Here is a 24,679-nt window from a genome sequence, read left to right as displayed (position 1 = left end):
AAACTTGCTATAGCGATGAAGATTATTTTCTTTAAATTTGTGGTTTAAAAATATGTCTCAAGCGGAAGCAGCACTATATCGTCCCCTACTCCATACGATTGCCTACAAGATTGTAGGCTGTTCGGCTATTGCTGAGGATATGGTTCAGGATACTTTTTTAAACTGGTTCAAAATTGAACGCAAGGAGGTAAAAGACGCCAAAGCATATTTAATTTCCTCAGTTAGAAACCTGAGCATCAATCATCTGAAAAAGAAAAAGGATGAATTGTTTGACAATTTAACTCCAAACCTTCCCTCTTTTAATATCAGTACTGATATTTCATATCTGGATATAAAACAGGAAATTTCAGACTCAATGGCGGTTTTGTTGAAAAAACTGGCTCCGGCAGAACGAGCAGTTTTCGTTTTGAAAGAGGTTTTTAATTTCGATTATTCAGATCTACCTGCCATAATTGGTAAAACATCAGACAACTGTCGTCAATTGCTGAGCCGTGCTCAGCAAAAGCTGAATCATGAAAAAGAGCGCTTTACACTGGAGCCACAAAAATTATCTTCACTGATTGGCAATTTCAAAAAAGCAACTCTTGGAGAGTTTGAAGGCCTAATTAAAACTTTGAAAGAAGATATTGGCGTAGAATCAAATTGATTCTTTGGTTAAATATTCAGTTTACGTTGGTTGATATCTGTTCAATAATTTCATTTCCTAATGAAGAGTTCCTAAATTATCATTACGAAATAACAAATATCCACCATGAAAAAAATTGCCCTTCTGCTAGCTAGCTTAATTCCATTATGGGGTTTCGCACAAACTCCTACGAAAAGTATCCCATTCGAATTATTTGGTGATCACATAATTATACAACTGAGTGTGGATGGCTCCGACCCCTTAGATTTTATTTTCGACTCTGGTGATGGTATTACGGTTATCGACGAAGATATTGCAGATCAATTACATCTGGTCAAAGAGAAGGTGATCTTAAATCAAGGGACGGTTACAGGTTCATTGATCAAACATAATAAACTGGAAATTGGGGACTACTTACTTGAAAAAAACATCAAGGTATATTCTACTGATTTGGATCATTTGGAGATAAGTTTGGGAAGAGACTTTGATGGGATTATTGGTTATGATCTTTTACATCACCATGCGGTTCGTATTGATTACGATAATATGAAATTCGAAATTTATGAGCATGGCCAGCACCCTAAAAAAGGTGAAGCCATTCCCTTCAAACTGAATACAGCAATACCTACTATAAAGGGTAATGTGGTTCTCAATAATGGCGAACCACATCCAGGAACCTTTTTTGTTATGACTGGAGCCGGTACTACCCTCGATTTCAATTCTCCATATGCTGAGGAGTATGATGTCATACACAAAACAGGAGAACATTACTTCTACTATGTTAAGAGCATATCTGAGGATGAAACAAAACACTATGAGGGAATGGTGAAGTCTTTCACGTTTGGCAAACAAAAATTCGAAGACCTTCCCATTGGTATTAGCCAGGCAAAATCAGGAACTCAGGCACATGAAAAAGTATCTGGTATATTGGGTAACAAAATACTAAGTCGTTACAATGTAATTTTTGACCTCCCAGCTAAATTGATCTATTTAGAAAAAAACAAAAACTTTGACGATCACTTTACAGTGAATTGCAGTGGTATTGATATTCAACTTTCGAAAGACAAAAAAAAGGTACTTATTCATCAAGTGTTCGAAGGAAGTGTAGCTGAGGCCGTTGGGATTAAGCAAAATGCTGAACTAATTAGCGTTGATGGAAAAAAGGCGCTTTCAGATGTGAATTTTCCTCAGATTCAAAAATTACTTGTCCAGCCTGGTAAATCAGTAAAACTTGTTATTGCCCAAGACGGGGAAGAAAAATCTGTCAATCTCGCGTTGAAACCGTTATTGTAAAGGCTACTTATTTAGTATCATTTTTCCCCCGTAGCTATTGCCTTGATAGATAATTTGATAGTGGTATAAACCATTTTGGACCGGGTTTCCGCTTTGATTTTTTCCATCCCATGTGGCTGTAATGTCACCTGAGTATTGTGTAGAGTTTAGTATTGTTCTGATCACTTTGCCAGCTACATCTGTGATGTATATGGCCATGGGAGATTCTTCAGGAATAGATAATCGTATATGAAACTCATCTTTAAAAGGGTTTGGATAACCTAGTGCCAAGGACACGTTTTCTTCAAGCTCATCACTTGGAGTTACCAGCTTCGTATCTGAAAGGTTGGTTTCAAAAACTCCATTGCCATGCGTAGCAATAGCCATTTTTCCATCATTAGATCGATAATCCATCATCGTAACTACTGAGTTTCCAATACTTTCAATGCCTTCCTGCTGCCAAACCGTACCGTTTGCAATTAGTTCATCTGTACTATAAAGTCCCGTACTAGTTCCTACAAAATATTTATAAGAGCCATTGTTCAAGGCAATAATCTCTGACCATCTTACACTTGGCCCATTACCTGTTCCATCAGTGTTTTCTTCCAGGTTTCCTCCTACATCGATAAAGCTCTGACCTCCATCTTCGGACCAAAAAAGACTAGGGATATTGTAATTAGAGAAACTGATTAGAATTCGAGAGGCATTGTCCGGGTCAATGCAAATATTGGAAACGTAACCCTCATGAGAAAAAACGGCTGTGGTTTCTGGAGAGGGTGAATTAGCTTCAGTAGTCTTATAAACCGTACCCATAGGTGTACCACTCATGAAGTTATAGGTTCCAAAAAACAGGGTATGAGCTGGGTTTGTAGAAATATCTAAAGCCGTAACATTTTCACTTCTACTCGGAGCCACCGATACCACTGCCCAATTAGTAGAAGTAGAAACCTGCTTGAAAGGTTTTATTTGTGAAAGGTTATCATTTCTCCAGACAGCGCTATCTCCGGCTAAATACATTCTGTTATAATTATTCGGGTCGAGAATAAATGGTGTAATGAACAAATGGTTGTCGCGATCCACCCCTTTTGGGTCCACCTTTGCCCAGGTATCAATACTTCCATCGTCTTCATACGAAATTTTGAATATTCCAGCTTCCTGAAAAGACATATACCAAAATTGATTACCGGGCGTGGTAGCGCAATAGCTACCATCCCCACCCAAAACAGAACTCCAACTTGGATTGACTCCTGATCCAGATTTAAAGTAGGTTCCATTGTCTTGCATCCCCCCAAGCATTTCATTTCTTCCTTGATCTTTCGAAACAGCTATGGTGTAAAACTGTGAAGTTACATAACCATTATTCAGCGAAGTCCAGGAAACGGTTTGGTTTTGATTGTCAGAAGTTTTGAAAATACCTCCGTCATTTGAGGATAGCATTTGATTGGCCCCTGAAAGAAAAACCAGTTCATGCTGATCTGGATGGTGGTTTTCATAAGGCTGAGTTTCGTTCTCAATATCATACCCTCCAATTTGTGAGACACTTGTCGTTGTAGCAAACCCATCAGTTGAACGATAGAGGTTGGTGCCTCCAACAAACACAGTATTGGGGTCATTAGGGTGAACCTTTATGACCATGTTGTATGAGCCTTGGCTATCAAAAGCCTCGAGTTCGGAGTCTTCATTCGGAATTTGATCAGAACGGTCTGACCATATTCCATTTTGATATTTCCAAAGCTGCACACTCGTTCCCTCTACTAAAAAGTAAATGATATCTTCATTGGAGGGAGCATAAGACATGACCAACCGCTCAGAAAATGAATTAAAACCAGCGGGTGTAATGTTAGACCAGTTGGCTCCGTCCTCTGAATAAAAAATGCCTTTGTTGATACCATTGAACCCACTGCCTGTTGATGTACTTAAGTAGGCATACATTTTTCCTGTTGGGGTGATCATCACATTCGTGTAAAATGATGCATTCGAATCGTTCAAATCTCCAGATGTATCTTCAAGTAAGTTGGGTTCGCCTAGTACGTTTTCCCAACTTTCCCCACCATCAGTCGAACGAACAATATTTCCATATATAGCGGCATAGATACGATCATTCGAAAAAGGTTCAATAGGGTTGATTGCCAAATTCCACACATAGTTGAAAGGACTGTCGAATGAGGCTGGATTATTAGTCGATGTTGAGTTTAGCAGGTCCCAGGATTCGCCGTTGTCCGTAGATTTAAATAGGCCGTCACCACGATAGGGTGCACCGGAGGCTCTGGCTGAATTGCCGTCCAGTTCGCCAGTGCCATAATACCAGGTGTCTCTTTTTCCTATTCTTGGGTCTTGAATAATTGAGGTTACACTATTGAGTGCAGAAGGCTGTGTGGTACGCGTCCAGTTGAACCCTCCATTAGTAGATTTCCACATTCCTCCGGATACTCCACCAGCAAGCAAGATGCTTTCATCCCTCACATCAAGAGCCAAGGCACGCGTTCTTCCTCCTACGTTTGAAGGGCCGGCTAGCGTCCAATTTTGTTGTTTAGTTCTTAAATAGCTTTGATTCGAACGTATTTTTTGCGCAAACGCAAATTCTCTGTTATGAATGCCAGAGGGAACCTCATTGGTTTTTGGGTCCATTAGCATTCGCCGTTCATAGTCAAATCGAGCATTGGGTTTTTCTTTACTCCCAATGGCAGAAGCTGCTGTTGGTAAGGGAGGAACTTTGTTTTTTTGCGTGCTGGTTTCACAACTTAATATCAAAACGCTGAGTGCAATACTCAGTAAACCTATCTTCACTTTCATCAAATATCTTCTCGCTTTGTGTTTTCTACGTTTAAAATTAAATCCCCGCCGAATGCCATACTTGGTGTTCGGAACCCTGGTTTTGACATTTGCTCACTCAGTTTTTCCACAATCATGATAGAAGTGATTGCCGTGAGCTTGTAACCTTCAGGGGTTGTGAGTTTTGCGGAACGAGTTTCACCGGCCGTATTCTTGACTTCACCCCATAGATAGCAATGGCTTTCTTCTCTCATTTGTTCGCTTGGCCCAGTTACGGATTTTTTCACTTTGTTTTGAAGGTAACTTTGTACAAAGCCAAGGTTGAAGAACCATCGCCATTTTTGAACGAATTTCATTTTTTTTATCTGCCCCGGGTGCATGGCAGTATATACCATAATGTTTGGAATATCGGTGCTTCTGTAGGCGGTAGATACATCTCCCCATGGAATGGAAACGAATGACTTTTCCTTTCCATCCAGATTTAACTTTCGAGTAGCATATACATGAGGTACCGGAATAATTTTTCCATCTTTTCGAATAGCGCCACCTTTTCCAATTCCTTGAGTCATAGTGAGTGCAGTTCCACGTGAAGTCGACGACTCGCTCATAAAAGCCAGCTCAAGGTGCGTAGCATCAGGAAGTTTTGATTTTAAATGAGAGGCAAGACAATCGCTCGGTACTACATCAAACCCGACGCCTGGCATGATTAAGATGCTGGCATCTTTCGCTTTTTGGTCCAAGGATGCGCCTAGCTCAAACACCTCGATCTCACCAGTTATATCTAAATAGTGTGTCTTGGTTGCCAGACAAGCCTGCATCATGACTTTTGCTGTTGATGAAAAGGGTCCCGCACAATGCAACACAAGGTCAACCTCATTCAATGCTTCTTGTAGTTTTTCAGATTCTGATAAATCAAATGAGTGGTAATCAAATCCCAACTCACTTGCAAGTGACTGAGTTTTGACTTCATCACGTCCGGCCAGAATAGGATTTAACCCTTTGTCTTTAGCCAATTTTGAGATAAGTTTTCCTGTATATCCGTATGCACCGTAGATGAGAAATTTCATGATGTTTAATTTTTGAGATTGGAAATTAAGCAAATCCTATGAATCCCTTGACTCTTAACTACAACAATAATGTCAGCTAAGTTCACCAAGTTTTTTTATGTTAAGTGACTTGTTGTATTTTTATTGCCACAAAACAGACTTACAATTCCTATGTCGATGAACAGCCGCAATTTTATCTGGTATGCGCTTCCCATGATGATCTTTTTGGGCCTCATGTGGCTATACGAACCATGGTTTTATCAAAGATATATAGCCAGTGAAAAGCTGGAAAAGATCAAGAAGCGTGATTTCAAAATTGTAGGTCATAAAGGAGCTGCCGGATACGCGCCTGAAAATACACTGTCCTCTTTCCAAATCGCGATGGATATGGGTGCCGATATGATTGAGGTGGATGTGCATTATACAAAAGATGGTGAGGTAGTTGTTTTTCATGATGAGGAAGTATCCAGAACCACTAATGGCACAGGTCGAATTCATGAAATGACATTAGCCGAGGTTAAAGAGTTGGATGCAGGGTATTGGTTCTCTCCAAAGTTTGAAGGAGAAAAAATCCCAACACTGGCAGAAACCATTGACCTGATTCATGGCAAAATGGAATTGATCATTGATATTAAGTCCAAAGGACATGGGTACTATGATGGTTTTGCCGAAAGGATTGTAGAAGTTATAGATGAAAAAGGGGCCATGGACTGGTGTATCATTCAGGCCTATGATGAGCAGTATCTCGAGCATGCCTATGAAGCGGACTCCACCATAGAAATGAAAAAAATCATGATGGGTGAGGATGAAACTCATTTGTTGGCTTTTTACATCAATGCCAAAAGTTTTACCGACCATAGAAACATGCATGAATTTTATGGCACTTTGAACCCGCACTACAAAACCTTATCTCAAAGACGAATTTTTAGATTCCATGCCAGAGGCTACAAGGTGTATACTTATGTAGTTAACGAAAGATCGGACATGCTAAAGATGTTGAATATGGGTGTGGATGGTATCATCACTGATTACCCGGATCGCATGGTGAAAATTAGAGAAGAATTGGACCAGCTAGACAGGAGAAGAGCTGCAGGAGACGAAGAAACACCTTGACAAATCAATACAAAAACGGAGAAGAGTATTACAATAAGATCTATCTCCTATTCAATTTTTTTATTGCCGTATCATTAGTTCCTTTTGGGTATTTGTTACTGCTCAAACAGTCAGGCCAGCTTGTTGCTCAGCTCTATGGAGAGTGGTATTATCCGGTTATGATTTCATTGTTGCTTGCGGGAGCAGCCGTCATTTTCCAAGCGAAGAAAGCATTTAAGATTTATTTAAGTACGGAACAAAAAGGAAGCACACTTAGAGATAAACTGGATAGATATAAATCAAATTCAGTAAAGAAGTACATTTCCTTTTTGTTGGCAGGTCTGATTTGTGTCTGTGGCTTTTATCTAACCGCCAGCCCCTTATTTATTGTTGGTTATATTGTGTCGATCATTTTGTTGTCCATCAAACGACCGACACTCAATACCATTATCGAGGATTTGAAACTATCCGAAGAAGAGCAAAAGATCCTAATTGAAAAAGAGGATATTCCTCTCAACTAAGCATCAACACCTACCGCTTCGGTCATTACATAATATCTCGGATCGTCGATATCCGAAATGATAATTTCATCAAACTTAGGATTTGCTTTTTTCAGTACTCGTTTGCAATCAGGGCTCAGGTGTTTGAGCATCACTTTTTTGCCCAATGCTTCATATTTATTGACCACGATTCTTACAGCTTCTACACCCGAATGATCTGATACTTTTGAATCAATGAAATCAATTTCGATTTGTTCGGGATCTTCTACAGGAGTGAATTTGCTATTGAAGGCCTGGATAGAACCAAAAAACAATGGCCCCCATATTTCATAGACTTTAGTGCCGTCTTCTCGTATGGTTTTTCTCGCACGGATTTTAGTAGCATTTTCCCAGGCAAAAACTAAAGAAGAAACAATCACGCCACACACCACTGCAATGGCCAGGTCGAACATGACCGTTACCCCTGATACCAGAATCAAAACGAAGGCATCTGCTTTAGGTATTTTGTTGATAATTCTAAAGCTGGACCAGGCAAACGTGCCAATCACAACCATGAACATCACACCGACTAATGCGGCAATAGGAACTTGTTCGATGTAAGGAGAAAGGAATAAAATAAACGAAAGCAACATTAAGGCCGCCACAATGCCTGACAACCTTCCTCGTCCACCGGAATTTACGTTAATCATAGATTGACCGATCATGGCGCATCCACCCATTCCACCGAAAAAGCCATTGATGATATTGGCTGTACCCTGAGCTACACATTCTTTGTTACCGCTTCCTCTTGTATCTGTGATCTCGTCAATGAGAGTCAAGGTCATCAACGATTCAATTAAACCGATAGCCGCAAGAATTAACGCATAAGGAAAAATGAAGTATAAGGTCTCTAATGTCAGAGGAATCTGTGGAATCATAAAAGAGGGTAAACCACCTTCTATGCCAGACCCTCCATTGGACTGCACAAAAGATAATACAGTTTGCGTATCTATTCCTCCGAAGATGACTACTAAAGAAACGGTTAGAATTGCTGCGAGTCCAGCAGGAACTTTATTGGTGATTTTAGGTAGCCCAAACATGATGGCCATAGTCAAGAGGACTAGCCCAAGCATTACCCAAAGATCTGTTCCGGCCAACCACTGTCCTTCTACCTTGAACATGCCCAACTGAGAAAGGAAAATAACAATGGCCAATCCATTGACAAAACCGAGCATTACCGGGTGCGGAATTAAGCGGACAAACTTCCCTAGTTTGAATACTCCAGCTGCCATCTGCAATAGTCCCATAACTACTAGCGTGGCAAAAAGGTATTGGACTCCTGCACCTTCTACACCAGGCATTAATGCATTTCCTTCTTTAACTAGAGAAACCATTACTACTGCGAGTGCTCCCGTAGCTCCAGATATCATTCCAGGACGGCCACCGATCACAGCAGTAACTAAGCCAACCATGAAGGCACCATACAAACCAATGATAGGATCAATGCCTGCCACGAAGGCAAAGGCAACAGCTTCCGGCACTAAGGCAAGAGCAACTGTGATTCCTGATAGAATATCATTTTTGGCGTTTTGGGTTTTATTCTTGATCAGCTCAAACATAAATTTTTCTCTTTTCTAAAATGGGGTGCAAAGGTAGATGACTATTTCATAAGCTCATAGTCTATGTGTAAATTATAGGCATTCTTGCACTCGAAGCAATGGTTCAGCTTTGCGTGGGGATACTAAAAATGGAGTCAGCTCATACGAACTAAATCCAATGTCCAAATTCAATATTCCTCCCATATCAACACTAGCTGGTAGTACATTTTGGAATTATGTGAAAGCCATAAGGTCTGGTCGCGTAGAATGGAAATACTATCATAAAGTGCTGTTGACAGGATTGGTATGTGGCTTAGCCTCTCCTTTTCATTGTTGGGAAAAACTCAGAGAAACTGAAAACTCAGATGGGAGTGGTGCTCCATTATTTATATTAGGTCATTGGCGAAGTGGTACTACTTTTTTGCACAACCTACTATGCCAGGACCCAAATGCGGCTTATGTTTCTACCTATCAATCACTTTTCCCAAACAATATGCATAGCCAGACCATTTTCAAGAACTTCATGAAAATGAATATGCCAGACAAAAGGCCAAGTGACAATGTGAGGTTGGGGATTGATTTGCCTCAGGAAGATGAATTTGCTTTGGGCAATATGCAGCGACTGTCTTTTTATGATTTCTTCTATTTTCCGAATCGATTTGAGGAGTTGTTAGATCTGACAATTGCTTTCCAAGACGTTGGTCAAAGTGAGGTTGAACATTGGGCTACAGCATACAAAAAGCTAATCAATAAAGCCCAACAACACAGCCAAGGGGATTGTATTATTTTGAAAAACCCTGTGAATACGGGTAGAGTAGATAAACTGTTGGAATTATATCCAAAGGCAAAATTTCTCCATATCCATCGTAATCCTGTGATTGTGTATCTCTCCATCAAGAAATTCTTCTTATCTCTTTTTCCTACACTTCAATTTCAGCGCACGAGTGAAAAGCAGCTAATAGACTTAATCATAAATTTATATTCGCGTCTGATGAAAAGATACTTGGAGCAACGTCAGTTGATACCTGCTAAACAATTGTTTGAACTTCGTTTTGAAAACTTTGAAAAGGAGCCCATGCGCTACATCGAGGAAATCTACCGGTCATTAAATTTTTCTAATTGGGACAAAGCGAAGTCTAAAATTCAAGATTATATAGAGGCTCAAAGGGGATATCAAAAGAATAGCTACAAAATTTCAAAGCCTGAACTGGACCGTGTTGTCAAAGAATGGGCCTTTGCTTTTGAGGCGTTTGACTATGACCTTCCAGAAAATATTAAAATCATTTAGCAAAACTTACTTACTAGTAAGTATATTTGCCTTGTGTCGAATACCAGACAGCAAATATTGAATCTGGCTGAAGAGCTAATCAGAACGCGGGGCTATCATGCTTTTAGTTACAAAGACATCAGTCAAAAACTAGACATGAAAAATGCTGCTGTGCATTATCACTTTCAATCGAAAGAGGCGTTGGGCGTGGCAATTATCCAGGATAGCATAGACCTATTCAAAAGTAAGGAAGAGTCATGGGATCAAATGTCATGCACTGATCAATTGCTGGACTTTATCAGTATTTACCAGAAAAGTAAGGATCGCAAATGGTCCTGCTTGATGGGTGCTTTGAGTGCTTCTGTGGAGGCATTGCCCGATGGTATGCAAGATAAGCTACATGAGATGGGAAAATATATTCTTGATCGCTTGACCATCACTTTGAAAGAGGGACGCCAAAAAGGAGAATTCAATTTCGCTGAAGAGCCAAGAGCAAAAGCAGAACTGATCATATCTTCGCTGCTTTCTTCACTTTTACTCGATAGAGTAATAAAGGAAAATGTATTCGACTCGATAAAAAATTCAATTATTCAATCTGTAATATCAAACAACTAAATCATACAATGGCTGAAAGAAGAGTAGTAGTCACAGGCATGGGTGCAATCACTCCACTGGGCAACGATGTACAAACCTTTTGGGACAATGCAGTAAAAGGAGTGAGTGGTGCTGGACCCATCACGCACTTCAATGCAGAGAAATTTAAGACGCACTTCGCTTGCGAAGTCAAAGACTTTGATCCAAAGCGCTATTTGGAAAGAAACGAAATCAAACGAACTGATTTATATAGTCAATATGGCTTGTATGCAGCAGCACAAGCGATAGAAGACTCCGGCTTCGAACTGGACAAAATGGATCCTTTTGATGTTGGCGTGATCTGGGGAACAGGTCAAGGCGGATTGGAGACGCTCGAGCAAGAAGTGCAATACTTCATGCAAAAGGATAAAGAGCCAAAGTTCAACCCGTTTCTGGTTCCTAAGATGCTGACCAATATGTGCGGAGGTATGATTGCGCTGAAATATGGATTTATGGGTATTGGTTTTACCACCATATCCGCCTGTGCCACAACCAACACGGCCATTATGGATGCGTTCAACTATATCAAATTGGGCAAGGCCAAGATATTTGTGACGGAGGGTCTGAAGCTCCTATCACGGAGGCAAGTATTGGTGGGTTTGGTTCGATGAAAGCATTGTCCACCAGAAATGACGATCCTGCAGGGGCATCTCGTCCATACGATGTCGACCGCGACGGCTTTGTGATGGGAGAAGGCGGAGGCGCTTTGATCCTGGAAGATTATGATCACGCCAAAGCACGTGGTGCAAAAATCTATGCGGAGATTGTCGGTTCCGCGATGACCAACGATGCCTACCACATGACTGCCACACATCCTGAGGGACTAGGCGCACTTCGCGCAATGCAGTGGGCGCTGAAAGAAGCAAACCTGACGCCTGCTGATCTGGATTATATCAACACCCACTCTACTTCGACGCCTGTAGGTGATTTGAGTGAGCCGGCGGCTATTGCCAAATTGATGGAAGGTTTTGAAAATAAATCGGCGATCAGTGGTACCAAATCCATGACGGGTCACATGCTAGGCGCTGCTGGTGTGGCTGAGGCGATTCTTTCGATTCAGTCGATCAACAACAACATTGTGCCTCCTACAATCAACACCGAAACGATTGATCTGGAGATTGTTGGTGATCACGACATCGTGATTAAGGAAGCGAGAGAAAAAGAGGTGAAAGTAGCTATGAGCAACACCTTTGGTTTCGGTGGCCACAATGCCATTTCGATTTTTAAGGCTATATAATTTTTAACCCAAACAGGGCTCCAAGCCCTGTTTGGGTTTTACTAAATACTCCCTCTTGGAGAAGAAGGTTGGGGAGATTGAAAGAACAAACGTTAAACCCAATCATATATCCCAAAATGAGCTTGGAACAAAACAAGAAAAACGCAGTAGATTTCTACCGAACAGCGTACGAAGGCAATCCGGCCAAAGCTGTCGAGCTGTATGTGGGTGACGACTACATTCAGCATAACCCTGATGTCGCCAATGGCACAAAAGGTTTTATTGATTACTTCGAAAGAATGCAAAAGGAATATCCAGAGAAAAGCATTGAGTTTGTTCGGGTGATTGCCGAAGGAGACTTGGTAGCCCTTCATACGCATCAAACCTGGCCAGGTAATGACGAGTATGTCACCATGGATTTTTTCAGATTTGATGACAAGGGTAAAATTGTAGAGCACTGGGACGCTATCCAGCAAATTCCTGAGACTTCGGCGAATCCTAATACGATGTATTGATCAAATTTCTTAATCTAGATTAAGAAATTCGCTTTCTCCTTTTCGTTCAATCGGTCAAACAAAATTTGAAAACCATGATTAAATATATGTTTGGCCTGGGTATTCTTTTGGCCATGAGTATTTCCAGTTGTAAACAAGAGGCTGCTCCTCAAGAAACAACCTACATCAACAAGGACCTGCCTACGATCGGCATCATCATTTTTGATGCGGTGATCACCAATGAAATTTTGGCTCCGCTTGATGTGTTTTCTAAGCACACGGCTAAAGGAGAAAAGCTCTTTAATGTCGTTTTTCTTGCCGCTGAACAAAGAGCCTATAGAACCGAAGAAGGCATGCGCATGCTGCCTGACTTTTCTTTTGCCAACACACCAGATCTGGATGTTTTGGTGATTCCAAGTTCTTATGAATCTGCCAAGCAATACAAAGACCAACAACTGGTTGGGTTTGTGAACCAACAGTACGATGAATTGGATTATGTGGCTACTCATTGTGCAGGTGCGTTCACCTTGGCTGCTTCTGGGAAAGTGGACAACAAAGAAATGGTGACCTACATTTCAGGAGCACAGCGACTAAAAGAAGAGTTTCCAGCATTGAATGTACAAGATGATGGCGTGGTATCAGTAGCTCACGACGGCAAAGTATTTTCTTCTAATGGAAGCTTGGTGTCTTACCTCGGCTCATTGGATCTACTCGAAACACTCACAGATCCAGCGCACAGAAAATATGTGGAGGGCTCTCTTTACTTAGAACGTCTCTCAGCAAAAAATTGATTGGACATTAAAAAGCTCTGTTATTCAACCACCACTTGTTGAATAACAGAGCTTTTGATTAATTTGGGAGAGAAAGAATGAGCATTTTGCTTGTTAGATAAATGTTAGCTTTCATAGGTGGATGAAAAACAAATCATTTTTATTGAAATTTATATTTTACCTAACTAGCATTCCAATAGTAGTATATGCTGGAATAGAAAAAGGAAATTCTGTTAGTTCAATAATAATAGTATCAATAATCTTATTTATTGTATCCTTTCTGGTTCCATATTATGAAAATGTGCTTGCTCCTAGTAGACAAGCAACTGAAACAGTACGAACACTAAATGGTCTCGAAGAATTAGGCTTTTCATTTGAAGGAGACAAGTATGTTGGTCAATTTAGAAATAGAGACATATCGGTAAGATATAGAAGAAGCAGAATTCACAGATATCCAGCAATGCTAATCAGTTTGAATTGCCAATCCCAATATTGGGATTCATTGAAGGAAGAACTTAAAAATTCACTAAAAACTAACTATAGATTTGAGTCTGATGTAATAACAATTGACCATGAGGTTGATGATATGCGAACTTTCCTGTCAGAGGCTAAGAATCAAATTGCAAGAATGGTTTCAATAATAGAATCTGTAGAACTAGAAAAAAAAGAAAGCTAACAAGGTGCGGTCTCCATGTTTTAAACATGGACGATTAAAGAGACTAATAATGAGGATTTTGCTGGTTAGATAAATGCTGTGTGCAAGCTAAAATATCAATACAAATGAAGTCAAACGGATCTATAATAATACCAACCATGCGATACAAAGACGCCCCAGCAGCAATTGACTGGCTTTGCAAAGCATTCGGGTTTGAAAAACATTTAGTAGTCCCGGGAGAAAATGGAACCATTGCCCATGCCCAGCTAAGTTTTGGTAATTCTATGATTATGTTGGGATCTGAAAGGGATGGTGAATATGATAAATTGGTAAAGTCCCCTAAAGATCTGGATGGAATTAATACACAAAGCGCCTATATAATTGTAGAAGAGATAGATGAACATTATCAAAGAGCGATTGATGCTGGAGCAGAAATAACTATAGAAATAAAAGATGAGGACTATGGTGGTCGCGTATACAGTTGCCTAGACCCGGAGGGTTATTTATGGAATTTTGGTTCATACAATCCATGGACCGAATGAAAACTAAAAAGCCAGTTCCAATCGCCCTCGTTTCAACTGGCGTGTACCCGTATAACGTGAATTCCAGCCTACCGACGACTTATAAATAGCAAGGTTTCAATGGCATGGTCAGCCACTGTTCATTAATCTGAATATGCTATTTTTTTGTTTTTTGAATGTTGTAGAAACTTACTTCTGCCTCAAAATTCTTCATCTTAATGAGGTTTGAAGTATCACCAAGGACTTCATCTACAAATCCATATTCCTTTGCCTCAAGCGCATTCATAAATCGGTCTCTTTTAAAAAGTTCTTCAATTTGCTTCCACGTATGACCGCTGTTTTTACCCATGATATGGAATAACTGAGTCTGTAATCGTTCTTGCTCATGCGTGGCTATTCGTACATCTTCTGTGTAACCTTTGGCGCCTCCTCCAGTGGGGTGCTGGTGAATGGTGGCTTGTGCCAGAGCCAAACGCTTTCCTTTGGCACCAGAAGTAAGTAATGCTGTACCCATACTTCCAGAAAATCCAACGGCTACCGTTGACACAGGTGCCGAGATCATTTGCATAGTATCATAAATAGCCAATCCTGCATACACTGAGCCTCCAGGACATTGGATGAACATATCAATCTGCTTGTTTGGATCTTGACTGTTTAAAAATAACAGTTGGGCTACGATTAGGTTGGATACCTGATCATCGATGGCTGACCCTAGAAAAACAATTCTCTCTTTAAGGAGCAAACTGAAAATATCATAGGACCGCTCGCTCCTACTATTTTGGTCAATGACCATGGGAATCAGATTGGATTGAAAGCTCATATTTTATCTTTTAAATATGGATTGAATTCGAAGTTGAAACGATCTAAACTTAGGCTCATGAAAAACACAATGTTCTACACTTTTGATTTCTTCAATTAGTTTTTCCCTACCATAAAGCTGAATTAATGAATAGGCTTTTGATTGCCATTTTGCCTTGTCCCTGATACTGGGAGTAGTCAGAACTTTGGCTTCTGTAACCAATTGCTCCGATGAAGGAGCCTTGGCTAATAGCCAGTTCTCGATTTCGGCCGTTTCACTCAAAGAAATCCTCATAGTTCAATGATTTTAGTTTGACACCTTCTCTTACTTTTTCAAGGCACTTATATTTTTTTACTGTAGCTGACCGCTCACTCGCGTATCCATAGCGATCCGCAACTTGCTTCATACTTAACTTTTCATAATAAAAAGATTGCAGTAGTTCCATGCATTTTTCACCGGATTGCTTCAAGTGAAGCAGTAGCTTACGTGTCGAGAGTGTTTTGTCTTTTTCTGCAGTGATTTCGATTTCATCTAGACTTTCAACCAGGGCATTCTTTTTCTGATACTTCAACCAAAGTTTTTTTGATATCCCCATTAAATAGGCTCCATCACTGACTAATGGCTGAAAGTTTGTTCCACAGAGTTTTTCATAATAAAGAACGATTGCTGTCTGAAAAACCTCTTTAGCCACTTCGAGATTACCTCCTCTTTGCTTTATATAGGCCGCTATTTTTGGAAAAACCTTCTCATACCACTGACTGATAGTGTCCTCACGTGTTCGGGTTGTTAATTTCTCGAGTACTAGCATTGGCTTTGTTGTTTATTAGTATGTGCTATAAAACACGAAAGTATCACCCTGAATTTCGGAATTTTTTTTTAATGTTTCGCATCAGGTATCAAAACGAACTTTGGTTAGTTTAAAATTGCCAGATAAAGGGGCTTTTTTCATAAATTGAATTCTCACTGTTTGTGAGATACGCAATGCACTTTTATGTTATCTAAAAACCAATAACTAAATGAATTACCAAACCTATCAGCCGCATCCGGATTTGGAATCCATTATTCGTTGCTACTGGACTTTAGAGGTTCCTGCTGATCCTAACGCTCAAAAACAACGTATTGTACCTGATGGGTGTATTGAAATGGCGTTTATTCTTGGAGACGATATCAAACGGTACACTTCCGAAGATTCATTTATCCTCCAACCTCGTGCCATGGTACTTGGACAAACCGTTGAACCTTTTTATATCGAGCCAACTGGCTATGTCAATACATTTGCCGTTAGTTTTTATCCTTATGGATTTGCCAATTTCGTTTCCGTACCCATAAAATCACTGGCCAACAAAGAAACACCTATAGTAAAATTGTTTGACCAAACAGCTGCGGAAAGGCTCGCTCAGGAAATAGTTGAAGCAGAGGATGCCACGCAAAGGATCGAAATAATCGAGCGCTTCCTCTTGAGCAGGCTTACCGAAAAACCAATGGTCGATCATATTGTTAAAACAACCATAGACACACTCTTATCAAGAAAAGGGAATTCTTCAATAAGTAGTATTCTCAAACGAGACCTATCCAAAAGGAGGCAATTGGAAAGAAACTTTGTGAAACAAATCGGGATCAGCCCGAAACAACTGGGCAAAGTGATTCGCCTTCAAAGTGCTCTAAAATTGATGCTAAACCAAGAAGGAGAAAACCTGACAAACATAGCGTACGAAAGCGAATATTACGACCAGGCCCATTTCATCAAAGATTTTAAAGAGTTTACAGGAGTGAGCCCCAAGGAGTTTTTAGGAAATGAAAATATGGCACTTTCCTCTCTCTTTTACAAATAGACTCAGCGTCGCACTTTTACAATTTTACTTCAAGTTAGGTACATACTTTTGTTTCAAAAAAATAACTAATCAGTATGAAGAGATTTTTCACGATGATGATGATCTGCTGCCTGGCTGCTTTTCATTCAAAAGGCCAAAATATTGAGTCATCAATAAACAACAAAAAAGACATGAATAGCTTCGTTTCCATTTTTGAAATTCCCGCAACGGATATCACTAGAGCCACCAATTTTTACCAGACCATCTTAGATATAGACATTGAAAGGATGGATTTTCCTGGTATGGAAATGGGCCTGTTCCCCTATGAAGATCAGGCGATCACAGGGGTATTGATGAAAGGAGAAGGTTATCAACCTTCGCCAGAAGGCGTAACCATATATTTGAATGGAGGTACAGACCTTCAACTTATTCTTGACAAGGTTGAAATCAACGGAGGAAAAGTATTGGTGCCCAAAACGCCGCACGCTGATGAAAGCGGTTTTTTTGCCATTTTTATTGATTCAGAAGGCAACAAAATGGGCTTGCATTCAACAAACTAATTGATTAGATAGCAATCAGCGATTGCATAAAATAATTAGAATATTGATGCTCCAGTTGGCCACAAGACCAATTGGGGCATCACACTTTTGATAGCCTTGGTACTTCAAGATTGGAAAAGGAGGAATGAAATACCTGTGATAAATTGCTCACTTCTTTGGCTGAAAAGGTACTTTTGAAAAGCAAAAACGGGACTCACTTGGGCCTTAGCTCAATAGAAACATACGCCAATGAAACAGTCTATAGTTCATATTGCACTCGTTGTAAAAGATTACGATGAGGCTATTGAATTCTATACCAAAAAGTTAAAATTTGATTTAATTGAAGATAGCTATCAGCCAGAACAAGATAAAAGGTGGGTTGTTGTTGCTCCTCCTAATTCAACGGGAACATCGATTTTACTTGCCAGAGCATCAAAACCTGAACAAGAAAAATTTATAGGAAACCAAACAGGTGGTAGAGTCTTTCTTTTTTTAAACTCTGACAACTTTTGGCGTGATTACAAAGAAATGACGTCAAAAGGAATTGAATTTGTTAGAGAACCAAAAAAAGCGGACTATGGAACAGTTGCTGTATTTAAGGATTTATACGGAAACTTATGGGATTTGCTGGAATTAAACAGTGACCAAACGGCTCCCTCAATCGACCCTAATCATCCTAGTTTCAACCGGGGCGCGTAACCAAGGATGAAATTTCGCCCTTGTTGTTGTTGTCAATAACAACCCAAACCCACCCCTTTCCGTTACCGTATTTGTAGGACTAAAAATTAAATACCTACCTTTGTAAAAATTATTATTAACCAATCGAGTGGAGCCAACCCTGGCAAATGCTTTCGCTGAAAGCAAAATGATCATCATAAGATCATATCCGATAAGAAAGATTCTCACCCTTCCCCGTATCTTTGTTAGGATTGAGCAAGACTCCAATCACATCTTATTATATTCCCATACATGGCGAAAAAGAAAAAAGACAATAGGCGGAAAATCAACCGCACCAAAAAAGTACTAAACATAGACGCTGTAAGAAGACAAGTAGCCGGACTGTTCGATGAGAACCCTGGAGAAGCCTTTACAGTCAAACAAATATTTAGCAAGGCTGGCTTGAGAGACAAGCTGGCAAAGAAAGAGGGCCTCAACTTTGTACTCGACCTAGAGCAAGAGGGCACGGTAGAACAGCTGAGAAATGGATCATTCCGATCTAGACAGGCGAATAGTGCTGCCGGCATAGAAGGCGTAGTCGATCACGTGAACCGTAGGTTTGCCTATGTGATCTGTGAAGGACAAGAGGAAGACATCTGGGTAAAAACAGATGATCTGAAAAATGCGGTTGATGGAGACCGAGTCGCAGTAAGAATCAAAAAGGGTGGGCGTCACGGCAATAGACCGGAAGGCGTAGTCACCCAGATCATTTCTAGAGGACGAACAGAATTTGTTGGCAAGATCGAAGTCCTGCCCAAGTATGCTTTTATCGTGCCCGATAATCGAAAAATGTATATAGACATTTTCGTCTACCCAGAGAAAATCGGCAAAGCCAAGACCAATGACAAGGTGCTGGTGAAAATAAAAGAATGGCACGGCGGCAAAGCCAAGAGCCCCATCGGTCAGGTGACTGAAGTACTCGGTCAAGCCGGCGAGAATGAAGCCGAGATTCATTCGATCATGGCAGAGTTTGGTTTGCCCTTCCGTTTTCCTAAAAATGTGGAGGCAGCTGCTTCGAAAATTCCTGTGGAGATTCCAAAGGAGGAAATTAAAAAAAGAAGAGACGTTCGTGATGTCACGACTTTTACCATCGACCCAGTCGATGCCAAAGACTTTGATGACGCCATATCGGTAGAACATTTGAAAAATGGAAATTATGAAATTGGCGTGCACATCGCGGATGTGTCTCATTATGTAGAGGAAGAAGGCATATTGGATGAGGAAGCTGTGAACAGAGCCACCTCTGTATATTTGGTGGATCGAACTATTCCTATGCTGCCCGAAAAATTATCCAACGGTCTTTGTTCGCTACGGCCTAAAGAGGAAAAACTGACTTTCTCTGCCATGTTTGAGATTACGCCTAAGGCGGAAATTAAAAATCAATGGTTTGGTCGCACGGTGACCTATTCAGATAGACGCTTTACTTATGAAGAAGCGCAAGAAAGAATTGAAAATGGCGAAGGTGATTTTCAAGAAGAAATCAATTTGCTGAATGGTTTGGCCAAACAGCTCAAGGCCAAACGTTTCCAAAAAGGGGCGATCGGATTTGAAACGGTAGAAGTCAAATTCAAATTGGATGAAGATGGCAAACCATTGGGTATCTATCCGAAAGAGAGAAAAGACGCTCATAAATTGGTGGAGGAATTCATGCTTTTGGCCAATAAAAAAGTAGCGGAGTTTATCTACAACAAGCACAAGGGAGATGATACCTTCGTCTATCGAGTGCACGATGATCCCGATCCCGAAAAGCTAGATACGTTTGCCAAGTTTGCTTCTAAGTTTGGACACAGACTGAAAGTAGGTCAAGCCAACATTTCGGATACACTCAACACGTTGATGGATGATATCCATGGCAAACCAGAACAGAACGTATTGGAGTCTTTGGCCATTCGCACGATGTCGAAGGCCGTTTATACTACAGAACCGAAAGGTCACTTTGGATTGGCATTTCCTCACTATACTCATTTTACTTCTCCGATCAGGAGATACCCGGATGTGATGGTTCATCGATTATTGGATCATTACTTGAAAGGCAAGAAATCACCAGATGCAGATCCTTATAAAGAGCTTTGTCGCCATTCGTCTGAACGAGAAAAGCGAGCGGCAGATGCGGAAAGAGCTTCTATCAAATACAAACAGGTAGAGTTTATGGCGATGGCCGAAAATCGCCCGTTTGAGGGTATCATTTCAGGCGTGACGGAATGGGGCATATTTGTGGAAATGACAGAAACAAAATGTGAGGGTATGATTAGAACGTCATCCATGACGGACGACTTCTACGAATTTGACGAAAAGAACTTTCGCATGATTGGCAAACGAAACAAAAGGATGTTTACTTTGGGCGACGAAGTGACGGTGATGGTGGTAGACACCGATATCGACCGTAGAACCATTGACTTGGAATTTGTAGACCATGACTGAAGACATTAAAATCTTTCAACAGAAACTTAGCGAAAGATTGCTCGAATTGGATTTAGAAAAAGAGCCCAAGGAGCTTTACGAGCCTATTCATTATACCTTGAGCTTGGGTGCCAAACGCATGCGCCCTATTTTGGCTATCATGGGCTATTTGTGTAGCAAAGAGGATTGGGAAAAAATCGTTGATCCGGCATTAGCCATTGAGCTCTTCCATAATTTCACTTTGATTCATGACGATATCATGGACGAAGCGCCACTTCGTAGAGGAGAACCCACTGTTTACAAAAAATGGAATAAAGATATAGCGATCCTATCAGGCGATGTACTGATGGTGATGGCTTATGACTTGCTCATGAGGGCAGAGTATTCAGACTTCAAATACATCCTTCGCTTGTTTAACCAGTGTGCTACAGAAGTGTGCGAAGGCCAACAATTGGACATGAACTTTGAGGAAACGTCGTCGGTGAGTGAGGCTGATTACCTCGAAATGATTCGACTGAAAACCGCTGTGCTATTGGGCTTTAGTTTGGAATTGGGAGGACTCTTAGGAGGAATGACTAAAGAGGATGCCCGGCACTTGAGAGATTTTGGAGTCAACATCGGCATTGGCTTTCAACTGAAGGACGACCTACTCGATGTTTATGGTGATGCGCAGAAATTCGGTAAGCAGGTGGGTGGAGATATCATTGCCAATAAAAAGACCCTGCTTTTGATCAAAGCGATCGAATTAGCTGAAGGCAATCAGAAATTAGACTTGCACAACCTGTTGGCTGATAAGGACATTGATCCGGACAAAAAAGTAAGAGAAATGAAGGCGATCTATGCGGATCTAAACATTGAAGCTATTGCCGAAAAGGCCATGAACGACCATTTCGAAAAAGGCTTTGCTCAGCTCGATGCCTTGGAAAAAAGCGAATACAATCTAACTCCGCTTCGTGAATTCACAGAAGCATTGATCGCACGCGATCATTAGGAAGCTTAGATTGGAAGTCCGCTAATTGTTGTAATTACATATTCCCCTGATATTAGGTTCACAGATTCAAATTCAAATTGAATCATGCCGTCAGGGTAAATGAGTCCATCAAATGTCCCCAAGCTAGAATCATCATCTTCCAAGGTCATATTCGTTGTACCTCTTACTCTGAACTCATTGTCATCATCACTAATGGAGTTCGATATGTATTGGCTGCTTCTCTCGACTCGAAAAGAGGTAGCCGTAGTGCCATCGCTTAGCGTATGTTCTGTGAGATTATCAAAAGTCAATTCATATGACCATCCCAACCGAGGATATATGGTCATACTCATCTGATCTTCAGATAAGAATAAATCTAAAGAGCCTCTGTTGGTGCCTTGACTAGACAAACGACCTCTGTCATCAAAATAGTCAGATGAAGAATTATAGTCATATGCGCTCTCACTATATTCTTGTGGAATACTGGTGAAATCACTGGTTTCGCAAGAGAATAACAATAGGACAGAAAGTATGTGTAATGTATATTTCATGATGAGTTTATCTAAGATCAGAGTAAAATTTCCACTGGAGTACGAATTGGAAAACGCCATTTCGCATATCGAATTCGCTGAAATCTCCACTTTCAAATAGGTCTAGGAGTCCATAGTTATACCTGAAGGTCATGTTCAAAACGCTGGTACTAAGACCGAAGCCCCCAAGAACACCTCCATCAAAGCCTCTTACTCCTGTGAGCTGAGTTCTGTCATTTTCTCTATCAACTTCCCACCAGGGAACAAATTGTTCGGCTGACAACAAAGAAGAACCATAGCCGCCAATCTGAAAAAACACTCGCTCATTGAGTTTGATATTGGTGGCTAAAACAGCCTTGATATAGTCGGCAGCAAAGGAGACATTTTCTTTACCTTCAAATGAACCAAGGTCATGGAGATAGGTGGTGGTTTTTTGAAAATGTCCACCCATGTAGCTATAGGCAACTTCCGGCTGAAGAGCGATTCGTTTGGATAAATGAACGACCGCAAACATGCCCAGATCGAAGGTGACTCTATTTCTGATAGGTTCGTAATATTCGATACGATTGCTGTAGACTATGGGGTCGCCAGAGCCACTTAGATGTGTAAAATTGATGGAGTTATGTAGTCCAAATTCAACGCCAGTTTGACGTAGACTATCGCGTTGAGCGAGTGCTGATTCGCACCAAAGTATGGGTACTAAAAGCACAAGTAGTTTTAGTGATTTGTCCATTGTTGTGAGTTTGGGTATAAGACAAAAAACCAGACCTAACCCCTCAAATTATAGGGCCATAATAAATGCCTTAATTCTGCTCAAATTGACATATTTCAAAGATTTTAGTTGATATTGCGAAAAAAATCAGATCAAGCGAAATGACAAATATGTCCTGGACTATTATCATCATTATTGTCAATGTAGCTGTAAGCTATATGGGCTTTCAAAATCATAACCTACAGTACAAACTTACCATGAATCCGGTGGCTATTTTGAGACACGGACAATGGTATCGTGTCGTCACCTCTGGGTTTATTCATTCCAACTGGGCGCACCTTGGGTTCAATATGTTTACGTTTTACTTTTTTGGTAGACTAGTCGAGCAAATTTTCATTGCACTGAAAGGCAATTTGGGAGGTATCTATTTTGTTGTATTCTATCTACTAGGTATTGTTATTTCAGATTTGCCTTCGTTATTGAAGCACAAAGATCATCCTCACTATAATTCGCTTGGTGCCTCAGGAGGTGTGGCTGCCGTTGTGTTTTGCAGTATTTTGTTTTTCCCAATGGAAGAAATTTGCCTCTACGGTTTTATTTGTCTCAAGGGGTTTATTCTCGGTGCACTTTATCTGATCTATTCTTATACCAAGGGCAAACAGATTTCAGACAATGTCAATCATGATGCCCATTTGATCGGAGCAGTTTTCGGACTAGTGTTTAGTGTGATGATCGAGCCAAGAGTACTGGGTAGTTTTATCAAACAGATTTCTGAGTGGAATCCTTTCGGGTAATTGGAATTTTTAGAAACTATAGGCGGTGTAACCGTCGGAAAATTCTTCCTCGGATAGTTGAGGGTTGATTTCTACATTTCTGAATTCGTATTTTTCAAATAGCCCTTGTTCGTCGTATACCTCTAATTTTAGAGGAATTTGTCTTTTTTGATCAATAAACAAAACCATTTTGGCGGCATAATCGGAAGGTAATTGGATGATGTCTCCTTCTTTCACTTGCCCAAATATGCTTACGCCTTTGTTTTTCTCATAGATCATGTACTCATTGAGTCTGTTCTTCAAGGCAATGCTAGAGATGCTTTCACCGCGTTTAACCACATGATCATTATAAGTGAAGTTTGGGTTGACCATGGAGATGATTTCACAAGGTTGTCCATTCAGGTTTCCAGTTCCATGGTCGTTAAGTAATTCTGATATTCCGTCCTTGTGCTTGTAAAACAAATACTCCATGACTGAAACCACATAGTCGTACCCTCCTTCTAGAATAGTATGATGTTGATCTTTTCTCATCAACTCTCCATTAGGATCTAGCTTCAAGTTTACCCAGGGGAATCCATTGGGATTGACCAATGCTTTTTTCTCGTCCAACGGATGGGGATATAAAACCTCTACACCTGTATTTGGCGCTAACTCCTTAAGGTAAATCTTGTAAGGTCTTCTATGAATTTTAATTGAGAAGTGATTTTCTACATAAGACCCATTGATTCTTTCGGATCGGATCAGTTCATATTTCAGGGTTTCAATGTTTCGGGTTGCTTCAAATACCTGCTTTACCTTTTCAGGTGCCGACTTTTTACTCGGGTCTGTAAAGTTTAAAGAAACGATCGCGAAAAATGTAACTAACCAGAAATGAGACTTCATCATAATCTTTTGAATAGCCGTTGCAGGCTGGTGTATTCTGTCATAAGACAAATATTAACGGACTAACCCCCAAATGCTTCTGTATTTTGTAAATTGCCCGCAAAAT

Annotated in this window: 26 protein-coding genes and 1 pseudogene; 18 read left to right on the top strand and 9 right to left on the bottom strand. The window is 40.5% G+C overall.

The features are described 5' to 3' along the window. The first annotated feature begins 52 nt into the window (after positions 1-52). Positions 53-646: a sigma-70 family RNA polymerase sigma factor gene (locus ACO6S2_RS02490; RefSeq protein ID WP_422360937.1), complete on the top strand. Its 594-nt coding sequence runs from the start codon at positions 53-55 to the stop codon at positions 644-646. Between the two features lie 105 nt (positions 647-751). Further along, positions 752-1,918, top strand: coding sequence for an aspartyl protease family protein (locus ACO6S2_RS02485; RefSeq protein WP_422360936.1), 1,167 nt, complete (start codon positions 752-754; stop codon positions 1,916-1,918). A 3-nt stretch (positions 1,919-1,921) separates the two neighbouring features. On the opposite strand, the gene ACO6S2_RS02480 is transcribed toward ACO6S2_RS02485, so the two are convergent. Next, positions 1,922-4,690 carry a FlgD immunoglobulin-like domain containing protein gene (locus tag ACO6S2_RS02480; protein WP_422360935.1) on the bottom strand — a complete coding sequence of 923 codons (2,769 nt, stop codon included), beginning with the start codon at positions 4,688-4,690 and terminating at the stop codon, positions 1,922-1,924. Continuing rightward, positions 4,690-5,736 (bottom strand): saccharopine dehydrogenase family protein, encoded by a 1,047-nt coding sequence (locus ACO6S2_RS02475; protein ID WP_422360934.1) that lies wholly within the window; start codon positions 5,734-5,736, stop codon positions 4,690-4,692. The genes ACO6S2_RS02480 and ACO6S2_RS02475 overlap by 1 nt, the downstream gene beginning before the upstream one ends. Before the next feature lie 156 nt (positions 5,737-5,892). Between ACO6S2_RS02475 and ACO6S2_RS02470 the strand changes: the two genes are divergently transcribed. After that, complete coding sequence (locus tag ACO6S2_RS02470; protein ID WP_422360933.1) at positions 5,893-6,828, top strand: glycerophosphodiester phosphodiesterase; 936 nt, start codon at positions 5,893-5,895, stop codon at positions 6,826-6,828. Further along, a complete protein-coding gene (locus ACO6S2_RS02465; RefSeq protein ID WP_422360932.1) occupies positions 6,825-7,328 on the top strand; it encodes a hypothetical protein in 504 nt (167 codons plus the stop codon). Before ACO6S2_RS02470 ends, ACO6S2_RS02465 begins: the two co-directional genes overlap by 4 nt. On the opposite strand, the gene ACO6S2_RS02460 is transcribed toward ACO6S2_RS02465, so the two are convergent. Next, positions 7,325-8,905, bottom strand: coding sequence for a SulP family inorganic anion transporter (locus tag ACO6S2_RS02460; RefSeq protein WP_422360931.1), 1,581 nt, complete (start codon positions 8,903-8,905; stop codon positions 7,325-7,327). The genes ACO6S2_RS02465 and ACO6S2_RS02460 overlap by 4 nt on opposite strands. Positions 8,906-9,062: 157 nt before the next feature. Here ACO6S2_RS02460 and ACO6S2_RS02455 point away from each other — a divergent pair, with 157 nt between their 5' ends. The 8 genes and pseudogenes from ACO6S2_RS02455 (at position 9,063) to ACO6S2_RS02420 (ending at position 14,461) form a co-directional block, all read left to right on the top strand. Then, positions 9,063-10,172 carry a sulfotransferase family protein gene (locus tag ACO6S2_RS02455; protein WP_422360930.1) on the top strand — a complete coding sequence of 370 codons (1,110 nt, stop codon included), beginning with the start codon at positions 9,063-9,065 and terminating at the stop codon, positions 10,170-10,172. A gap of 33 nt (positions 10,173-10,205) precedes the next feature. Continuing rightward, entirely contained in the window at positions 10,206-10,766 is a 561-nt protein-coding gene (locus tag ACO6S2_RS02450) for a TetR/AcrR family transcriptional regulator (RefSeq protein ID WP_422360929.1), read from the top strand. An 8-nt stretch (positions 10,767-10,774) separates the two neighbouring features. Beyond that, a pseudogene (locus ACO6S2_RS02445) lies at positions 10,775-11,454 on the top strand (beta-ketoacyl-[acyl-carrier-protein] synthase family protein); the annotation flags it as partial. Positions 11,455-11,469: 15 nt separating this feature from the next. Continuing rightward, positions 11,470-12,021, top strand: coding sequence for a beta-ketoacyl-[acyl-carrier-protein] synthase family protein (locus tag ACO6S2_RS02440; protein WP_422362431.1), 552 nt, complete (start codon positions 11,470-11,472; stop codon positions 12,019-12,021). Between the two features lie 116 nt (positions 12,022-12,137). Continuing rightward, positions 12,138-12,515 carry an ester cyclase gene (locus ACO6S2_RS02435; RefSeq protein ID WP_422360928.1) on the top strand — a complete coding sequence of 126 codons (378 nt, stop codon included), beginning with the start codon at positions 12,138-12,140 and terminating at the stop codon, positions 12,513-12,515. A gap of 74 nt (positions 12,516-12,589) precedes the next feature. After that, complete coding sequence (locus ACO6S2_RS02430) at positions 12,590-13,285, top strand: DJ-1/PfpI family protein (protein WP_422360927.1); 696 nt, start codon at positions 12,590-12,592, stop codon at positions 13,283-13,285. A gap of 121 nt (positions 13,286-13,406) precedes the next feature. Beyond that, on the top strand, positions 13,407-13,940 hold the full coding sequence (locus ACO6S2_RS02425) for a hypothetical protein (protein ID WP_422360926.1): 534 nt from the start codon (positions 13,407-13,409) through the stop codon (positions 13,938-13,940). 104 nt (positions 13,941-14,044) lie between these two features. After that, a complete protein-coding gene (locus tag ACO6S2_RS02420; RefSeq protein ID WP_422360925.1) occupies positions 14,045-14,461 on the top strand; it encodes a VOC family protein in 417 nt (138 codons plus the stop codon). Positions 14,462-14,597: 136 nt separating this feature from the next. On the opposite strand, the gene ACO6S2_RS02415 is transcribed toward ACO6S2_RS02420, so the two are convergent. The 3 genes from ACO6S2_RS02415 to ACO6S2_RS02405 are packed head-to-tail and all read right to left on the bottom strand — an operon-like array spanning position 14,598 to position 16,047. Beyond that, positions 14,598-15,260 (bottom strand): ClpP family protease, encoded by a 663-nt coding sequence (locus tag ACO6S2_RS02415; protein ID WP_422360924.1) that lies wholly within the window; start codon positions 15,258-15,260, stop codon positions 14,598-14,600. A 3-nt stretch (positions 15,261-15,263) separates the two neighbouring features. Further along, positions 15,264-15,533, bottom strand: a complete 270-nt coding sequence (locus ACO6S2_RS02410) for a hypothetical protein (protein WP_422360923.1) — start codon at positions 15,531-15,533, stop codon at positions 15,264-15,266. Then, entirely contained in the window at positions 15,514-16,047 is a 534-nt protein-coding gene (locus ACO6S2_RS02405; protein WP_422360922.1) for a sigma-70 family RNA polymerase sigma factor, read from the bottom strand. The genes ACO6S2_RS02410 and ACO6S2_RS02405 overlap by 20 nt, the downstream gene beginning before the upstream one ends. A gap of 208 nt (positions 16,048-16,255) precedes the next feature. Here ACO6S2_RS02405 and ACO6S2_RS02400 point away from each other — a divergent pair, with 208 nt between their 5' ends. From ACO6S2_RS02400 to ACO6S2_RS02380, 5 genes are all read left to right on the top strand, one after another. After that, positions 16,256-17,071, top strand: coding sequence for an AraC family transcriptional regulator (locus ACO6S2_RS02400; RefSeq protein WP_422360921.1), 816 nt, complete (start codon positions 16,256-16,258; stop codon positions 17,069-17,071). A 74-nt stretch (positions 17,072-17,145) separates the two neighbouring features. Next, positions 17,146-17,610, top strand: a complete 465-nt coding sequence (locus tag ACO6S2_RS02395) for a VOC family protein (protein ID WP_422360920.1) — start codon at positions 17,146-17,148, stop codon at positions 17,608-17,610. Between the two features lie 228 nt (positions 17,611-17,838). Continuing rightward, complete coding sequence (locus ACO6S2_RS02390) at positions 17,839-18,288, top strand: VOC family protein (RefSeq protein ID WP_422360919.1); 450 nt, start codon at positions 17,839-17,841, stop codon at positions 18,286-18,288. A 270-nt stretch (positions 18,289-18,558) separates the two neighbouring features. Beyond that, positions 18,559-20,727 carry a ribonuclease R gene (rnr, locus tag ACO6S2_RS02385; RefSeq protein ID WP_422360918.1) on the top strand — a complete coding sequence of 723 codons (2,169 nt, stop codon included), beginning with the start codon at positions 18,559-18,561 and terminating at the stop codon, positions 20,725-20,727. Then, positions 20,720-21,697: a polyprenyl synthetase family protein gene (locus tag ACO6S2_RS02380; RefSeq protein ID WP_422360917.1), complete on the top strand. Its 978-nt coding sequence runs from the start codon at positions 20,720-20,722 to the stop codon at positions 21,695-21,697. Before rnr ends, ACO6S2_RS02380 begins: the two co-directional genes overlap by 8 nt. 5 nt (positions 21,698-21,702) lie before the next feature. Here the strand turns inward: ACO6S2_RS02380 and ACO6S2_RS02375 are convergent, their stop codons facing one another. Both ACO6S2_RS02375 and ACO6S2_RS02370 read right to left on the bottom strand, forming a co-directional pair. Beyond that, a complete protein-coding gene (locus tag ACO6S2_RS02375) occupies positions 21,703-22,227 on the bottom strand; it encodes a hypothetical protein (RefSeq protein ID WP_422360916.1) in 525 nt (174 codons plus the stop codon). A gap of 7 nt (positions 22,228-22,234) precedes the next feature. Beyond that, complete coding sequence (locus ACO6S2_RS02370; RefSeq protein ID WP_422360915.1) at positions 22,235-22,939, bottom strand: porin family protein; 705 nt, start codon at positions 22,937-22,939, stop codon at positions 22,235-22,237. Positions 22,940-23,088: 149 nt separating this feature from the next. Between ACO6S2_RS02370 and ACO6S2_RS02365 the strand changes: the two genes are divergently transcribed. Beyond that, positions 23,089-23,712 carry a rhomboid family intramembrane serine protease gene (locus ACO6S2_RS02365; RefSeq protein WP_422360914.1) on the top strand — a complete coding sequence of 208 codons (624 nt, stop codon included), beginning with the start codon at positions 23,089-23,091 and terminating at the stop codon, positions 23,710-23,712. Between the two features lie 9 nt (positions 23,713-23,721). On the opposite strand, the gene ACO6S2_RS02360 is transcribed toward ACO6S2_RS02365, so the two are convergent. Next, the gene (locus ACO6S2_RS02360) at positions 23,722-24,576 is read right to left on the bottom strand and encodes a DUF1571 domain-containing protein (RefSeq protein ID WP_422360913.1); all 855 of its coding nucleotides are present in this window, start codon (positions 24,574-24,576) and stop codon (positions 23,722-23,724) included. Positions 24,577-24,679: the final 103 nt, after the last annotated feature.

Origin of the sequence: Reichenbachiella sp., assembly GCF_965233835.1 — a bacterium.
Lineage (GTDB): Bacteria > Bacteroidota > Bacteroidia > Cytophagales > Cyclobacteriaceae > Reichenbachiella.
Note: the sequence above shows the minus strand (reverse complement) of the source record. Positions and strands in the feature narration are given on the sequence as shown.

Excerpts from the sequence above, each read along its gene's own strand:
- ACO6S2_RS02490 (WP_422360937.1), top strand. The coding sequence starts at position 53 with ATGTCTCAAGCGGAAGCAGCACTATATCGTCCCCTACTCCATACGATT.
- ACO6S2_RS02485 (WP_422360936.1), top strand. The coding sequence starts at position 752 with ATGAAAAAAATTGCCCTTCTGCTAGCTAGCTTAATTCCATTATGGGGT.
- ACO6S2_RS02480 (WP_422360935.1), bottom strand. The coding sequence starts at position 4,690 with ATGAAAGTGAAGATAGGTTTACTGAGTATTGCACTCAGCGTTTTGATA.
- ACO6S2_RS02475 (WP_422360934.1), bottom strand. The coding sequence starts at position 5,736 with ATGAAATTTCTCATCTACGGTGCATACGGATATACAGGAAAACTTATC.
- ACO6S2_RS02470 (WP_422360933.1), top strand. The coding sequence starts at position 5,893 with ATGAACAGCCGCAATTTTATCTGGTATGCGCTTCCCATGATGATCTTT.
- ACO6S2_RS02460 (WP_422360931.1), bottom strand. The coding sequence starts at position 8,905 with ATGTTTGAGCTGATCAAGAATAAAACCCAAAACGCCAAAAATGATATT.
- ACO6S2_RS02455 (WP_422360930.1), top strand. The coding sequence starts at position 9,063 with ATGTCCAAATTCAATATTCCTCCCATATCAACACTAGCTGGTAGTACA.
- ACO6S2_RS02440 (WP_422362431.1), top strand. The coding sequence starts at position 11,470 with ATGGGAGAAGGCGGAGGCGCTTTGATCCTGGAAGATTATGATCACGCC.
- ACO6S2_RS02435 (WP_422360928.1), top strand. The coding sequence starts at position 12,138 with ATGAGCTTGGAACAAAACAAGAAAAACGCAGTAGATTTCTACCGAACA.
- ACO6S2_RS02430 (WP_422360927.1), top strand. The coding sequence starts at position 12,590 with ATGATTAAATATATGTTTGGCCTGGGTATTCTTTTGGCCATGAGTATT.
- ACO6S2_RS02425 (WP_422360926.1), top strand. The coding sequence starts at position 13,407 with ATGAAAAACAAATCATTTTTATTGAAATTTATATTTTACCTAACTAGC.
- ACO6S2_RS02420 (WP_422360925.1), top strand. The coding sequence starts at position 14,045 with ATGAAGTCAAACGGATCTATAATAATACCAACCATGCGATACAAAGAC.
- ACO6S2_RS02415 (WP_422360924.1), bottom strand. The coding sequence starts at position 15,260 with ATGAGCTTTCAATCCAATCTGATTCCCATGGTCATTGACCAAAATAGT.
- ACO6S2_RS02410 (WP_422360923.1), bottom strand. The coding sequence starts at position 15,533 with ATGAGGATTTCTTTGAGTGAAACGGCCGAAATCGAGAACTGGCTATTA.
- ACO6S2_RS02405 (WP_422360922.1), bottom strand. The coding sequence starts at position 16,047 with ATGCTAGTACTCGAGAAATTAACAACCCGAACACGTGAGGACACTATC.
- ACO6S2_RS02400 (WP_422360921.1), top strand. The coding sequence starts at position 16,256 with ATGAATTACCAAACCTATCAGCCGCATCCGGATTTGGAATCCATTATT.
- ACO6S2_RS02395 (WP_422360920.1), top strand. The coding sequence starts at position 17,146 with ATGAAGAGATTTTTCACGATGATGATGATCTGCTGCCTGGCTGCTTTT.
- ACO6S2_RS02390 (WP_422360919.1), top strand. The coding sequence starts at position 17,839 with ATGAAACAGTCTATAGTTCATATTGCACTCGTTGTAAAAGATTACGAT.
- rnr (WP_422360918.1), top strand. The coding sequence starts at position 18,559 with ATGGCGAAAAAGAAAAAAGACAATAGGCGGAAAATCAACCGCACCAAA.
- ACO6S2_RS02380 (WP_422360917.1), top strand. The coding sequence starts at position 20,720 with ATGACTGAAGACATTAAAATCTTTCAACAGAAACTTAGCGAAAGATTG.
- ACO6S2_RS02375 (WP_422360916.1), bottom strand. The coding sequence starts at position 22,227 with ATGAAATATACATTACACATACTTTCTGTCCTATTGTTATTCTCTTGC.
- ACO6S2_RS02370 (WP_422360915.1), bottom strand. The coding sequence starts at position 22,939 with ATGGACAAATCACTAAAACTACTTGTGCTTTTAGTACCCATACTTTGG.
- ACO6S2_RS02365 (WP_422360914.1), top strand. The coding sequence starts at position 23,089 with ATGTCCTGGACTATTATCATCATTATTGTCAATGTAGCTGTAAGCTAT.
- ACO6S2_RS02360 (WP_422360913.1), bottom strand. The coding sequence starts at position 24,576 with ATGATGAAGTCTCATTTCTGGTTAGTTACATTTTTCGCGATCGTTTCT.